Genomic DNA, 12,854 nt, shown 5'->3' with positions numbered 1-12,854 from the left:
AATAACCTTTTGGTAGTGGCGCAACCGCACGGCAAAGCGTCGGCGCGGGCAAATTATGCGCCGGGCGCGGCACCGATAATTCCCGCATGCCCACCATCCGCAAAACCCAGCTCGACCCCCTCGCCATCGCCCTGTTACTGGCCTGCTGCATGTTCTGGGGTTTCCAGCAGACGCTGGTGAAGGCGACGATGGCCGAGGTGCCGCCGGTGTTCCAGGCCTGCGTGCGCTTTGCGGTGTCCAGCGTGGCGGTGGCGTTGTGGTGCCGCTGGCGCGGTGTGCGGCTGGGCTTTGCCTCGGAACCGGCGGGCGCCTGGCGCTTCGGGCTGCTGGCCGGGCTGCTGTTTGCGGCGGAATTCGCCTGCATCCATGCCGGGCTGGAGTACACGCTGGCTTCGCGGCTGACGGTGTTTTTGTACAGTGCGCCGTTCTGGGTGGCGCTGCTGTTGCCGCGCTTTGTGCCGGGCGAGCGCTTGCGCGGCGGGCAGTGGCTGGGGTTGGGCTGTGCGTTTGCGGGCCTGGCGCTGGCCATGGGCGAGGGCTTGTTCGGCCACCCTGCCGGTAGCGCCTACCCGCTGGGCTGGTTCGGCGACGCGCTGGGCCTGCTGGCCGGGCTGATGTGGGGGCTGACCACGGTGGTGATCCGCACCACGCCGTTTGCCCGGGTGCCGCCCGAGAAGCAACTGCTCTACCAGGTGGGGGTCAGTGCCGCCACGCTGCCGCTGGTGTCGTGGGTGCTGGGCGAGCCGTGGAGTTTCCGTTTCAGCGGGTTTGCCACGGGTTCGCTGCTGTTGCAGGCAGTCGTGGGGGGCTTTGTGAGCTATCTGGCCTGGATGTGGATGCTGGGCCGCTACCCGGCCACGCGGATGTCGGTGTTTGTGTTTCTGACCCCCGTGTTCGCCCTGCTGTTCAGTGCCTGGTGGCTGGGCGAGCCGCTGTCGGCGGGCTTGCTGGGGGCGATGGCGCTGGTGGGCGCGGGGATCGTGTTGGTCAACCGCCCGCCAAGGGCACTGGCCAAGCCCGCTGCGGTTTGATGTGATTTAGGCTGCTTGCGCTTATTCTGTAAGCGCAAGCAGCTACTAATTTAGTAGCAAGAGGCCGGGAATCAACCCTTTTTGCTGCCAAAGGCCAGCAGCAAACCGCCCACCACAATCGCGCCCACGCCGGCCCAGACGGGCACGTTCACGGTTTCCTTTTCTTTCACCGACAGCTCCAGCGGTCCGAGTTTGACGGCGGTGGTGTCCTTGGTGTAGCTGAAGCTGCCATAGACCAGGGCGAGCACGCCTGCGGCGATGAGGGTGATGGCGACGAGTTTGAGGGCGTTCATAGGTGGGGCGGCTTTCAGGGGTTGCGCGCGGCGGGGTGCCGCACTGGGGGGGGATTTTGCGCTACGCCGCGCAGGTCAGACGTCGGCACGTTCGGCCCAGCGCGCGCGCCAGGTTTTGAACGCATCGACCGGCAGCGGTTTGCTCATGTAGTAGCCCTGGGCTTCGTCGCAATGCTGCTCGCGCAGCAGGTGCCAGATTTCGATGTTTTCCACGCCTTCGGCCACCACGCTCAGGCCCATGTTGTGGGCCAGGTCGATGGTGGAGCGCACGATCTTGGCGTCGTCCGGGTCGCGTTCCATGCCCATCACAAAGGATTTGTCGATTTTGAGCTCGTCCACCGGCAGGCGCTTGAGGTAGGCCAGCGACGAATAGCCGGTGCCGAAGTCGTCGATGCTGAGCCGGAAGCCGCGTTCGGACAGGCGCTTGAGCGTGCCTTCGGCGCGCAGCGGGTCGTCCATGATGGCGCTTTCGGTGATTTCCAGGCAGAAGCCTTCGGGGGCTACGCTGTGCTTGGCCAGCAGCACGTCCAACCGGGCCGGGAAGTCCGGGTCCAGCAGATCGCGGGTGGACAAATTGACGGAGATGCGCAGGGGCTGGTCGGCCAGTTGCAGCGCGGCCCACTGGCGCGCGGCCTCGTCGAACATCCACAGGGTGAGTTGGCGCACAAAGCCGGTTTGTTCGGCAAACGGGATGAAGCTGTCGGGCGGCACCAGGCCGCGCACCGGGTGCTGCCAGCGCACCAGGGCTTCGGCGGCGATGACGTTGCCCGTGGAGAGTTCGATTTTGGGTTGCAAGAACAGCCGCAGTTCGTTGTGTTCCACCGCATGGCGCAGCTCGGACAGCAGGGACAGGGTCTGCTTGCTGGTGGAGTCGAGCGCCGGGTCGTACAGCTGCAGCACGGTGGTTTTGCGCTTGGCCACGTACATGGCGACTTCGGCGCGGCCCAGCAGGGTGTCGACATCGGCGGCGTGCTGCGGCCAGCAGACGATGCCCAGGCTGGCGCTCAGGTCCACGGTCTGGTCGTCAAAGCTCAGCGGGGCCTCGAACGCGGTGGCAATGCGCTGCGCGACCTGTATGGCGGTCTCGGCATCGGCGTGGGGCAGCAGCACCGAAAACTCGTCGCCGCCCAGCCGGGCCACCAGGGCCCCTTCGTCCATGCGTGCCAGCAGGCGCTCGGCCACGGCGACCAGCAGGCGGTCACCCAGGGCGTAGCCCAGGATGTCATTGACGTGCTTGAAGCGGTCCAGGTTCAGGGTGATGACAGACAGCGGCATCTGCACGCGGCTGCCCACGGCCTGGTTGCTGGCAATGGCTTCTTTGACCGCATCGCGAAAGCGCACCCGGTTGGGCAGCCGGGTCAGCCGGTCCCAGTAGGCCAGTTGCTGGATCTCGGTCTGCTTGAGGGAGATGTTCTTGCGCATGCGGTCAAACGCATTGGCCAGGTCGCCGATCTCGTCGCGCCGTTCGGTATGTTTGATGGGCTGGTCGTACTCGCCCAGGCCCAGGCGTTCGGCGTTGTAGACCAGTGAGCGCAGCGGTGTGGTGACGCGGCGGGCGGTCCAGGCGCTGCCCAGGCCAAACAGCAGCAGGCCCAGCACGGTGATGCCCAGCAGAATCATTTGTAGGTCTTGGAACGGGGCGGTGGCCTGGTTCAGCGATCGCACCAGCAGCACATCCACGGTGCCGCCAATGGTCTTGGGGGCCAGGTGGCGGATGAGCAGGGTGTCGGCATGGCTGCTGAATTCACGGCTCGACAGACCGGCCCTTTGCAGGTCGGCCAGGGCGTCGGCGGGCAGGTTGGAGATGGGGATGGTGCTGGTTTTGCCGCCATCGGTGCTCACCGCCAGCGCCAGACTGATGTTGGACAGCTTGTACAGGTTTTCTGACAAGGTTTTGTCGGTCGCGAAGCCCATCAGGATCCAGCCGATTTGCAGCGGGGCCTTCAAGGGCACCATCACGAACAGGTAGGGATGGCCCTGCACCACGGCGAGTTGCCCCGCCTGCTTGCCACTTTGCAGCGGGGTGGCGATTTGCTGCAGAAAGTCGGCCTGGATGCCGGTGGTGCCCGCGTTGATGGCTATCGGGCTCAGGCTGTTGTTCACCAGGGCGGTGACGGCGGAGCCGGTGCGTTCGCCGTAGTTTTCCAGGGCCGATCGGATGGTGGCTTCGTCCAGCGAGGTGACGGTTTCCTTGAAACCGGAGTCGGTGGCCAGCACTTCGGCGCCCTGTGTCAGGCGCTGGATTTTCTGCTCCACCAGGCTGCTCCAGACCCGCTCCGCGCCCACCAGGTCGCTGGCCACCTGGCGGCGCGCGTTGCGTTCGATGCTGGCGTGCACCAGCAACAAAACCGCCATTTGCAGCAGCATCAGCAGTACCAGCGACAGCACCACAATCCGGGTGGACAGCCGCCAGCTTCCCATGTTCAGGCGCTGGAACAGGCGCAAGCTCATGGAGCCAGTCCGGCCATCCGCACGGCCACCGTGGCGCCGGTAGCGGGCACCAGAAGGGCCTGGTCCAGCGCGGGCGTGCCTACCGGCAGCCGGGTGTGCCAGGTGCGCAGGCGGTAGGTGCCCGATGGCAGGTTGTCCAGGCTGAGTTTGCCGTCGGGGCCGCTGCGGCCAAAGTATGGCGTGGGCACCACGATGACCCAGGCAACCATGTTGTCGTGGATGTTGCAGCCCAGCACGGCGATGCCGGGTTTGTCGAACAGCACCGGGCTGGCCGTGGTGCCCGCGTAGAGCTTGAGCTCGAAGCGCTTGGTGTCAGAGAACGAATACACCTGGTGGCGCACCGAGTCGTGGTTGGGGAACTGCACCGCCGTGCCCACGGTGACCACGCGCACCTGCGGGTCAAACTGGCGGGCAGCCTGGGCGACCTCGGCCCCTTGCAGGGGTTTGGTGGCCGCGGCCGCATCTTTCGATTCCAGGTACACCACGGCATCGGGCACCGGCTTGCCGGCACCGTCTTGCACTTCCACCTGCACAGTGGCCGCCAACACCGGCAGGGCTGCAACCAGCAGGGTGGTCAGGCAAAAATGAGAGCGCATGGAGAGACAAGAAAGTTACAAAATGTAGGCGGATGGTAATACGGGGACCGGTGGCTGCACGCGGCGCCCGACTTATATATCGGCTTTCAGGTAGTGCGCTCCGGCGATGGGGTTGTGGTAGTAGGGTGGCACCTCGGCAAAGCCCAGGTCTTCGTAGAGGGCGCGGGCGGCTTCCATTTCGACCAGGGTGTCGAGCAGCACGCAGTCGTAACCTTGGGTCCGGGCCACATCCAGCGTGGCTTCGACCAGCTGGCGGCCCAGGCCGAAGCCGCGAAAGGCGCGGCGCACGTACAGGCGCTTCATTTCGCTGGCGTTGGCGTAGTCCACGTTGTCCAGGGGGCGCAGGGCGCAGCAACCGGCCAGCGCGCCATCCACCAGGGCCAGCAGCAGCGCGCCGCGCGGGGCGGCGTACTCGCCGGGCAGGGTGGCCAGTTCGGTGTCAAACGACTGGAAACACAGGTCTACGCCCAGCTGGTCGGCGTATTCCTGAAAAATGGCGCGGGTGGCATCGAGTTCGTCAGGCTGGGTCGGCGTGATCAAAGCAACGGATGCGATCTCTGGGGTGTTCAAGGCGGTACGGTGGCGGGGCTGCGATATGGCCAGTTTAGGACAGTCGCGCGCCTGCGGGGGCAGAATTTGGCGATGCTCTATTTTTAATAGCTGCTTGCGCTTGTCAGATAAGCGCAAGAGGCTAATTTCGCATCAGAAATAAAACGACGCTCCGTTCAGCCACAAGGCCCGCCCGCCAGAAACGCCGCAGAACTGGTTTTGCCAGGCTGTGTCGTATGGGCCCTTCAAGCCAATACGAGGGGGGTGTGCCTGGGCCTAGGCTTCTTTGAGCAGCTTTTCGATGAGTTTGTGCAGCTCGGGAAAGTCGGGCTCGCCCACGAAACGCTTGACGATTTCGCCGCGCTTGTTGACCAGGAAGGTGGTCGGGGTCAGTTGCACCTGGCCCCAGGCGTTGGCGGCGGCACCGGTGTTGTCGATGGCTACGTCAAACGGCAGCTTGCGGGTTTGCGCGTAGTTGATGACATAGCTGGGCGGGTCGTAGGACATGGCTACGGCCAGGGTGTCGAAGCCCTGGGCGTGGTATTTGTCGTAGGTGGCGATGACCTTGGGCATCTCGGCCACACAGGTGACGCAGCTGGTCGCCCAGAAGTTGACCAGCGTGACGCGGCCCCGGAGGTCGGCGGTGGTCTTCTGGCTGCCATCGAGCAGCACATAGGTGGCCATGGGGGCTGCATTGGCGCTGCTGGCAGTCAGATAATAGGCTCCCGAGCCCAGGGCCAGCAGGGCTGCTACGCTGGCGGCAACAAGTGTCTTTTTCATACCAAGGGGTTCCTATGCATCGTCGCCATTTTAATTCTGCCGCGCTGTCTACGCTGGGCCTGTTGGTGGGGGCCACGGCCCAACAGGTACACGCCCTGTCGCTGGCCGACCTGACCGACAAAGAGGCCAACCAGGGCCTGAAAGCTGCGCTGGAAAAGGCTGCCGTGGCTGCCGTTGGCCTGCTGGGTCAGACAGATGGATTCCTGGGCAATGAAAAAGTTCGCATTCCTTTGCCCGGCTACCTCGATTCCGCGGCCAGGATGCTGAAAGACCTGGGCCAGGGCCAGCGCGTGGACGAGCTCATCACCAGCATGAACCGTGCTGCCGAGGCGGCGGTGCCGCTGGCCAAGGATGCGCTGGTGGGGGCGGTCAAGAGCATGAACTTCACCGATGCCAAAAACATCCTCAGCGGCGGCGACAACGCCATGACCACCTTTTTTGCCGACAAGACCCGTGAGCCACTGTTCGCCAAGTTCCTGCCCGTGGTCACCAAATCCACCGAGAAGGTGGGCGCGGCGGAAAAATACAACCAGTTCGCTGGCAAGGCCGCCGCGTTCGGACTGGTGAAAAAAGAAGACGCTTCGATCCAGGACTACATCACCCGTAAAGCCCTGGACGGGCTCTACACCATGATCGGCGAGCAGGAAAAGTCTATCCGCCAAGACCCGGTAGGCACCGGCAGCGCGGTGCTCAAAAAAGTGTTTGGTGCCACGTTTTGACCTTCCATCGCGTGGCCTGGCTGGCCTTGGCGGGGCTGGTGGCCTGCAGCCCGGCCCTGAACTGGCGCACCGCCCGTTCCGATGCACATGCCCTGAAAATGTTGCTACCCTGCAAACCCGACAAAGCCACACGCGACGTGTCCATGGCCGGCGCCATGGTGGCGCTGGACATGCAGGGCTGCGATGCCGCGGGGGCGACGTTCGCTGTCTCCCATGTGCGCCTGGTCGACGCCACCCAGGCCAGCGCGGCGCTGGCGGGCTGGCAGACGGCCACGCTCGCCACCCTGCACGCCGCCAGCCCGCCACTGCAGCCGTTCGAGATCCCTGGCGGCCAGATGGGTGTGCGCTGGGTGGTGCAGGGTCAGCGCACCGACGGTCGCCCGGTGAGTGCCCAGGCCGTGTGGTTTGCCCGTATCCAGCCCGACGGGATAGACCTGTTTAATGCCGTGGTGTTGGCCGATAAAACAGATACCGCCGTCGCGGACACTTTCTTTACCGGTCTGAAATTCGAGTGAACCTGTACGCACCCATAATTAAGCCCGCATGAATAGCATCCTCATCATTGCCCACGCCCCGCTGGCCCACGCCCTGCGTGAATGTGCGCTGCACGTGTTTCCCGACTGCGCCAGCGGCGTGGTGGCGCTGGATGTACAACCCCATACCTCGCCCGAAGAAACCTTTGCCATGGCCCGTATCGCCATGGACCAGCAGGGCTCCGGGCATTTTTTGGTGCTCAGCGATGTGTTTGGTGCCACGCCCTGCAACGTGGCGCAAAAGCTGGTCGATGGGGTCAAATCCAAGCTCATCACCGGAGTCAATCTGCCCATGCTGCTGCGCACTGTCAGCTACCGGCATGAATCGCTGGAGGCCCTGGTGGCCCGCGCGCTGATTGGCGGTACGCAGGGCATCATGCAAGTCGCCATCACCGCACCCCAGAACCAGGCCCGCAAGAAGCATGATCCAAATATCCACGACCATCAACAATAAACTGGGCCTGCATGCCCGCGCGTCCGCCAAGCTCACCAAGCTGGCGGGCAGCTTCCCCTGCGAGATCTGGATCGCCCGGGGCGAGCGCCGTGTCAACGCCAAAAGCATCATGGGTGTGATGATGCTGGCCGCGGGTATCGGCAGCACCGTGGTGCTCGACGCCGACGGCCCCCAGGAGCAGGAAGCCATGGACGCACTGCTCGCATTGATCGCCGACAAGTTCGGCGAAGGCCAATAAGGCCATGACTTTCGCCATCCACGGTTTGCCTGTTGCCCGCGGCATCGCCGTCGGGCGTGCGGTACTGGTCGGCTCCAGCCGCGTGGAGGTGGCGCATTACTTCATCAAGCCCGAGCAGATTCCGGCTGAGATCGACCGCGTGCGTGTGGGCCGCAATGCCGTGGTGGACGAGCTGCAGCGCCTGCAGCATGCCATGCCCAAGGACGCACCGCCCGAGTTGACCGCCCTGCTCGACGTGCACCTGATGCTGCTGGAGGACGAGACCCTGACCACCGGAGTCAAGCACTGGATCACCGACCGCCTGTACAACGCCGAATGGGCGCTGATCACCCAGCTGGAGATCATCGCCCGCCAGTTCGACGAGATGGAGGACGAATACCTGCGCGAGCGCAAGGCCGACCTAGAGCAGGTGGTCGAGCGCATCCTGCGCTACATGAAGGGCGTGGGCTCGCCCATTGCCGTGCCGCCCCACAATACGGCGGTAGAGCGGCGCAAGAGCGGCGCCCACCAGATGTCGCCCGACGAAAGCCTGACGGTGCCGCTGGTGCTGATCGCCCACGACCTGTCGCCCGCCGACATGCTGCACTTCAAGCAAAGCGTTTTTGCCGGGTTCGTGACGGACGTGGGCGGAAAAACCTCGCACACGGCCATTGTCGCGCGCAGCATGGACATTCCGGCCGTGGTGGGCGCGCGCAGCGCCAGCCAGTTGGTTCGCCAGGACGACTGGGTCATCATCGACGGCGACGCCGGGGTGGTGGTGATCGATCCATCCCCCATCATCCTGGCCGAATACGGCTTCAAGCAGCGCCAGGGCGAGCTCGAGCGCGAGCGCCTGACCCGCTTGCGCCACACCCCGGCCATCACCCTGGATGGCCACAAGGTCGAGCTGCTGGCCAACATCGAAATGCCCGAAGATGCGGCAGGCGCGGTCACCGCCGGGGCCGTGGGCGTCGGCCTGTTCCGCAGCGAATTCCTGTTCATGGGCCGCAAAGGCAGCCTACCGGACGAAGAAGAGCAGTACCAGGCCTACCGCCGGGCCGTCGAGGGCATGCAGGGCATGCCGGTGACCATCCGCACGGTGGACATCGGGGCCGACAAGCCGCTGGATAAAGGCCATAAGGAAGACACCCACCTGAACCCGGCCCTGGGCTTGCGCGCCATCCGCTGGAGCCTGGCCGATCCGGCCATGTTCTTGACCCAGTTGCGCGCCATTTTGCGGGCGGCCGTGCACGGCCAGGTGAATCTGCTGGTCCCCATGTTGGCCCACGGCAGCGAAATCCGCCAGACCTTGGCCCTGTTGGACTTTGCCCGCGCCGAGCTGGACAACCGCGGCGTGGTGTACGGCCCGCTCCGGCTGGGGGCCATGATCGAAATCCCGGCCGCTGCGCTGACGCTGCCGCTGTTTTTGAAATATTTCGACTTCTTGTCGGTGGGCACCAACGACCTGATCCAGTACACCCTGGCCATTGACCGCGCCGACGAGTCGGTGGCCCACCTGTACGACCCCCTGCATCCCGCCGTGCTGCGCCTGCTGGCCGACACTATCCGCGCCTGCCAGGCCCAGGGAAAAGGGGTGAGCGTGTGTGGCGAAATGGCGGGTGACGTAGCCATGACCCGGCTGTTGCTGGGCCTGGGGCTGCGCAGCTTCTCCATGCACCCGGCGCAGATTTTGGCCGTCAAGCAAGAGGTGCTGCGCGCCGACACCGCCCGCCTGGGCCCCTGGGCGCAGCGCGTGCTGGAAGCCGAAGACCCGGTCCAGGCCATGGCCGAGCCCCTTACCGCCCGTCCCGATGGTGAACCCTGTCGGGTGGATTCCGGGCTCGGGCCCTTGGCGACTCACTGAGCCGATTTTTCAACACCTGCGTGCTGGTGTGCGGGTTCCGATGGTTGGGCCCGCGCAAACCACCGCGCGATACGGGGCCACACCAATGGGCCGACAAGCTGCCCACCCAAGGTTGGCGGCAGGGTTTGCGCAATGCCGTACTGCGCGGGCCACTGCGACGCGGGCAAATAGTAGGTGCCAAAAAGCCGGTCGATCCAGGGCAGGGTGGCGGCGTAGTTGCGGTTGATCGGGGCGAGCTTGCTGTGGTGCCAATGGTGGAAGGCCGGTGTGGCCACCAGCCACTCGATCGGCCCGAAGCGCCAGCGCACATTGGCATGCAAAAAGAAACCCACGAAGGTGCCGGCCAGGACCACCACCACGGGCAATAGGCTTCCCGTAGTCCCAGCCGAGCCCAGTCCCAGCAAGCTGAGCGGCACCAGGCCGAACAGGCGCACCACCACCAGGTCCACGGGATGGGCGCGCGTGTTGACCAAAAAATCCATGTGCGTGGCACTGTGGTGGACGGCGTGGAAACGCCATAGCCACGGAATGCTGTGGCTGAGCCTGTGGCCCCAGTACGAGCCCATGTCGGCCACGACCAGACCGGCCAGCGCGCGGGCCCACAGTGGCAGGCCTTGCACTGCGGCATGCCACCCGTCGGGCACTACATGGTGGGCCAGCGTGGCCAGCACGGCCAGCGGTGTTGCCAGCAGCGCGGCGGGCAACAGGCTGTTGATGAAATAGTAGGCGACATCGGCCCCGATGTCGCGGCGCAGAAATTTGGCTGGATGCAGCGTGAAAACGCGCTCCAGGGGCACAAAAACCGCCGTGAGCAGCACCAGCCACACGCATAGCCTGGCGACGTCCCATGCGAAGGACATCCATGGCATTTGGGGGCCTGTCAGGTAATGCATGGCGGTTCCTCGAAGGGGTCAGAACGATGCCGGACGGGTTGCCCCCATCCGGCATCTTGGGGTGGGAGCGGTTAAGCCGCCAATTTCGGGGTGTTGCGACGGCGACGCGACGACACCGCCAGCACGCCCAGCCCTGCAAACATCAACGCCAGGCTATCGGGTTCGGGCACGGCGTTCAACTGCACGTTGTCCAGCAGCGAGAACGGCGGGTTGCCCATGGGCGTGCCGGTGGCCAGAAACGACAGAACCTCGGAGGTGCTGGTGGCGGTGAAGCTGAAGATTTGCTGGCGCCAGTCCTGGAAGCCCATGGTGGGGTTGTCCAGCATCGCGGTGGCAAAGGATTGATTGCCCAAACTGACGATCCAGCCCTCGGTGGTGGGGCCGGTATAGGTACTTTGCTGGGCTGCGGCCCAGTCGAAGCTCAGCTGGTAGGTCTGGCCGATCACCAAGTTGTTGATGGTTTGCTGGATCGGCGAAACCTCGAAGGCGCCATCGGCGGCAATCCAGTTGCCACCCGATGGGCTGTCGCGAAAACCGTTGTTCGACCCCACGGCGGGCCCCCAAAGTTTGACGAAGCCACCGCGGGCAGATTCTGAGCCGGTGGTGGTGGCAGTGCCGGGCGTAAACAGGAAGTTGTAGCCATTGCTGGTCCAGTTTACCGCCTGGTCTGTGCCGACCAACTGCTTTGAGCCGGTGAACGTGGTTTGCTCGAAACCACCGTTTTGCACCAGGTTGGCAGAGGCCGCGCCGCCGAATCCGGCAAGCACGGTGAAGACGATGGCATTTAATTTGGTATACATATTTTTCCTTTAAAGACTGAATTAAATCATGTCTACAAAAAAAATGGAATGGTACAAAGTGAATATTATTTTTGTACGTAAAAATTGGTTTCTTTATTGTCTACATATGTGATAAACATCACATATTTGATACATGGCGTGTTTTTTGGGCACGGCGGTGCCGCCCCACCTGAACGGCGGGGTTGGTAGCAAGATGCAAGGGGAAACGGCCACTGGTGCCCCTTCTAGGACACCAGTGGCTTGGGGGGGATGGAGGGGGTGCCGCCGTTGTGCGGGGTTGGGCGGGCGGCAGGCCTGGTTTAAGTTGGCTTTGTGGCCTTGGATGCGGTTCGCAGCAGCGCGAAGCTACAGGCCGCTGCCAGCAGCATGCCCACGACCGGAACCTTAAAGCCGATGCCGGCGATGGTCGCCAGCACCACCGCCACACCCAGCCAGACATAGAGGCTGCGGGACGGCGGTGGCAATGCCCGGGCGTGCAGGGCGATGGCGGTGCCCGGACGGGCCGGGCGGCGGGTAGGTGGTTGCATAGGGTGCTTCCTTAGATGTCTGTGGGGGTGGCGCGCGCGTGGGGCCTTGCCTGGGTGTGTTGGCGCAGTTGGCGCAATGCCCGCCCGGCGCGGGCCAGTGCCTGGTCGACCGCCTGGCGCCACGTGCGGGCGGTGGAGCTCACCACCACCGTGCCGGCCGTCTCGGTTTGCAATGCCAACTGGCAGCGCTTGTCGACACCGCCGCGGGGGCCGTTGACATCCGATAGTAGTACCTTGACGCGCGGCACCAGGCCTTGCAGCCGCCGCGTCACAAAACGCACCCGGCGTTCTACCTGTTCGCGGAATTCCGCGCCTTGGGGGTCTCGGGATTGAAACAGTACTTGCATGGCATATCTCCTGGGGTTGCTGGAACCCCGAAGGTACGCTGCACGATACTTCTGAAAAAGCAGATATTTCCGAAGAGTGGATTCGGATAAACACGTTTCGATGGGCCACAGTGGCCCATCGAAAAATCGCTTCAGGGCTTGGGTATGCGGATGCGGCTGATCATCAGCGAACCGGACAGCGCAAACAACAGCACCAGTGGATGCAGCGTGAACCCCCCCAGCATGACAGAGCCGCCCCACAGGTCTTGCCGCACATGGCCGGTCCAGGCGGCCATGCCCAGCATGAACACCAGCACGATGGACGTGGGGATCGGCGTGCCCTCAAAGTACTTCACCTTGTCCGAGCCCTGCGACAAGGTCTCGGCCGTCACGTTGTAGCGCGCCAGCCGCGACACCCCGCAGGCCACAAAAAACGCCAGCACGATGCGGTCAAACAGCCCCTGCATACCGCAGCCGTAGGCCATGATGGCCGGGGCCACGCCGAACGAGATCACGTCCGCCAGCGAATCCAGCTCACGCCCCAGGATGGAAGTTTTTTGCCGCCAGCGGGCAATCTTGCCGTCGAACACATCGAACACAAACGCGGCCAGCACCAGCCAGCAGGCAAAGTAGATGTGCCGCACATCGCCCACTTCCAGAAAGGTCATGGTCGAAAACAGCGCCCCCACGCCGCACACCGCGTTGGCCAGCGTGAACCAGTCGGCCAGGTGGAATTCGCGGATCATGGAAAAGGGTTTTTGGGCGGGCATGGGTGGGCGCTCCTGTGGATGGGGGACGGGTCAAGGCTACGAGGATACTCG

General features: G+C 64.1%; 16 protein-coding genes. 6 read left to right on the top strand and 10 right to left on the bottom strand.

Annotation, left to right across the window (positions count from 1 at the left end; genetic code table 11):
* Positions 1-86 precede the first annotated feature (86 nt).
* Positions 87-1,031, top strand: coding sequence for a DMT family transporter (locus AB3G31_RS21115; RefSeq protein ID WP_367848003.1), 945 nt, complete (start codon positions 87-89; stop codon positions 1,029-1,031).
* Between the two features lie 71 nt (positions 1,032-1,102).
* On the opposite strand, the gene AB3G31_RS21110 is transcribed toward AB3G31_RS21115, so the two are convergent.
* The 5 genes from AB3G31_RS21110 to AB3G31_RS21090 form a co-directional block, all read right to left on the bottom strand.
* The gene (locus AB3G31_RS21110) at positions 1,103-1,324 is read right to left on the bottom strand and encodes a hypothetical protein (RefSeq protein ID WP_367848002.1); all 222 of its coding nucleotides are present in this window, start codon (positions 1,322-1,324) and stop codon (positions 1,103-1,105) included.
* 75 nt (positions 1,325-1,399) lie between these two features.
* The gene (locus tag AB3G31_RS21105) at positions 1,400-3,775 is read right to left on the bottom strand and encodes an EAL domain-containing protein (protein WP_367848001.1); all 2,376 of its coding nucleotides are present in this window, start codon (positions 3,773-3,775) and stop codon (positions 1,400-1,402) included.
* The gene (locus tag AB3G31_RS21100) at positions 3,772-4,371 is read right to left on the bottom strand and encodes a methylamine utilization protein (RefSeq protein ID WP_367848000.1); all 600 of its coding nucleotides are present in this window, start codon (positions 4,369-4,371) and stop codon (positions 3,772-3,774) included. Before AB3G31_RS21100 ends, AB3G31_RS21105 begins: the two co-directional genes overlap by 4 nt.
* A gap of 72 nt (positions 4,372-4,443) precedes the next feature.
* Positions 4,444-4,941 (bottom strand): GNAT family N-acetyltransferase, encoded by a 498-nt coding sequence (locus AB3G31_RS21095; RefSeq protein WP_367847999.1) that lies wholly within the window; start codon positions 4,939-4,941, stop codon positions 4,444-4,446.
* Between the two features lie 255 nt (positions 4,942-5,196).
* On the bottom strand, positions 5,197-5,700 hold the full coding sequence (locus AB3G31_RS21090) for a TlpA disulfide reductase family protein (protein WP_367847998.1): 504 nt from the start codon (positions 5,698-5,700) through the stop codon (positions 5,197-5,199).
* Between the two features lie 14 nt (positions 5,701-5,714).
* On the opposite strand from AB3G31_RS21090, the gene AB3G31_RS21085 reads away from it, so the two are divergent.
* From AB3G31_RS21085 to ptsP, 5 genes are read left to right on the top strand one after another with little or no spacing between them, the layout of a single operon-like run.
* Positions 5,715-6,419 carry a DUF4197 domain-containing protein gene (locus AB3G31_RS21085; RefSeq protein WP_367847997.1) on the top strand — a complete coding sequence of 235 codons (705 nt, stop codon included), beginning with the start codon at positions 5,715-5,717 and terminating at the stop codon, positions 6,417-6,419.
* Positions 6,416-6,934 (top strand): hypothetical protein, encoded by a 519-nt coding sequence (locus AB3G31_RS21080; protein ID WP_367847996.1) that lies wholly within the window; start codon positions 6,416-6,418, stop codon positions 6,932-6,934. Before AB3G31_RS21085 ends, AB3G31_RS21080 begins: the two co-directional genes overlap by 4 nt.
* 28 nt (positions 6,935-6,962) lie before the next feature.
* Entirely contained in the window at positions 6,963-7,406 is a 444-nt protein-coding gene (locus AB3G31_RS21075) for a PTS sugar transporter subunit IIA (RefSeq protein ID WP_367847995.1), read from the top strand.
* The gene (locus tag AB3G31_RS21070; protein ID WP_367847994.1) at positions 7,375-7,644 is read left to right on the top strand and encodes an HPr family phosphocarrier protein; all 270 of its coding nucleotides are present in this window, start codon (positions 7,375-7,377) and stop codon (positions 7,642-7,644) included. The genes AB3G31_RS21075 and AB3G31_RS21070 overlap by 32 nt, the downstream gene beginning before the upstream one ends.
* 4 nt (positions 7,645-7,648) lie before the next feature.
* Complete coding sequence (ptsP, locus tag AB3G31_RS21065; protein ID WP_367847993.1) at positions 7,649-9,487, top strand: phosphoenolpyruvate--protein phosphotransferase; 1,839 nt, start codon at positions 7,649-7,651, stop codon at positions 9,485-9,487.
* On the opposite strand, the gene AB3G31_RS21060 is transcribed toward ptsP, so the two are convergent.
* From AB3G31_RS21060 to AB3G31_RS21040, 5 genes are all read right to left on the bottom strand, one after another.
* The gene (locus AB3G31_RS21060) at positions 9,481-10,380 is read right to left on the bottom strand and encodes a sterol desaturase family protein (RefSeq protein WP_367847992.1); all 900 of its coding nucleotides are present in this window, start codon (positions 10,378-10,380) and stop codon (positions 9,481-9,483) included. The two genes, ptsP and AB3G31_RS21060, sit on opposite strands and share 7 nt — an antisense overlap.
* Positions 10,381-10,451: 71 nt before the next feature.
* Positions 10,452-11,180: a PEP-CTERM sorting domain-containing protein gene (locus AB3G31_RS21055; RefSeq protein ID WP_367847991.1), complete on the bottom strand. Its 729-nt coding sequence runs from the start codon at positions 11,178-11,180 to the stop codon at positions 10,452-10,454.
* Positions 11,181-11,479: 299 nt separating this feature from the next.
* Entirely contained in the window at positions 11,480-11,707 is a 228-nt protein-coding gene (locus AB3G31_RS21050) for a hypothetical protein (protein ID WP_367847990.1), read from the bottom strand.
* Positions 11,708-11,718: 11 nt separating this feature from the next.
* Complete coding sequence (locus AB3G31_RS21045; protein WP_367847989.1) at positions 11,719-12,054, bottom strand: HPF/RaiA family ribosome-associated protein; 336 nt, start codon at positions 12,052-12,054, stop codon at positions 11,719-11,721.
* A gap of 131 nt (positions 12,055-12,185) precedes the next feature.
* On the bottom strand, positions 12,186-12,803 hold the full coding sequence (locus tag AB3G31_RS21040; protein ID WP_367847988.1) for a phosphatidylcholine/phosphatidylserine synthase: 618 nt from the start codon (positions 12,801-12,803) through the stop codon (positions 12,186-12,188).
* Positions 12,804-12,854 lie beyond the last annotated feature (51 nt).

The sequence above is a fragment of the Rhodoferax sp. WC2427 genome (genome assembly GCF_040822085.1).
Lineage (GTDB): Bacteria > Pseudomonadota > Gammaproteobacteria > Burkholderiales > Burkholderiaceae_C > Rhodoferax_B.
The sequence above is the reverse complement of the archived record's forward strand: the minus strand, read 5'-3'. Positions and strand labels throughout refer to the sequence as shown.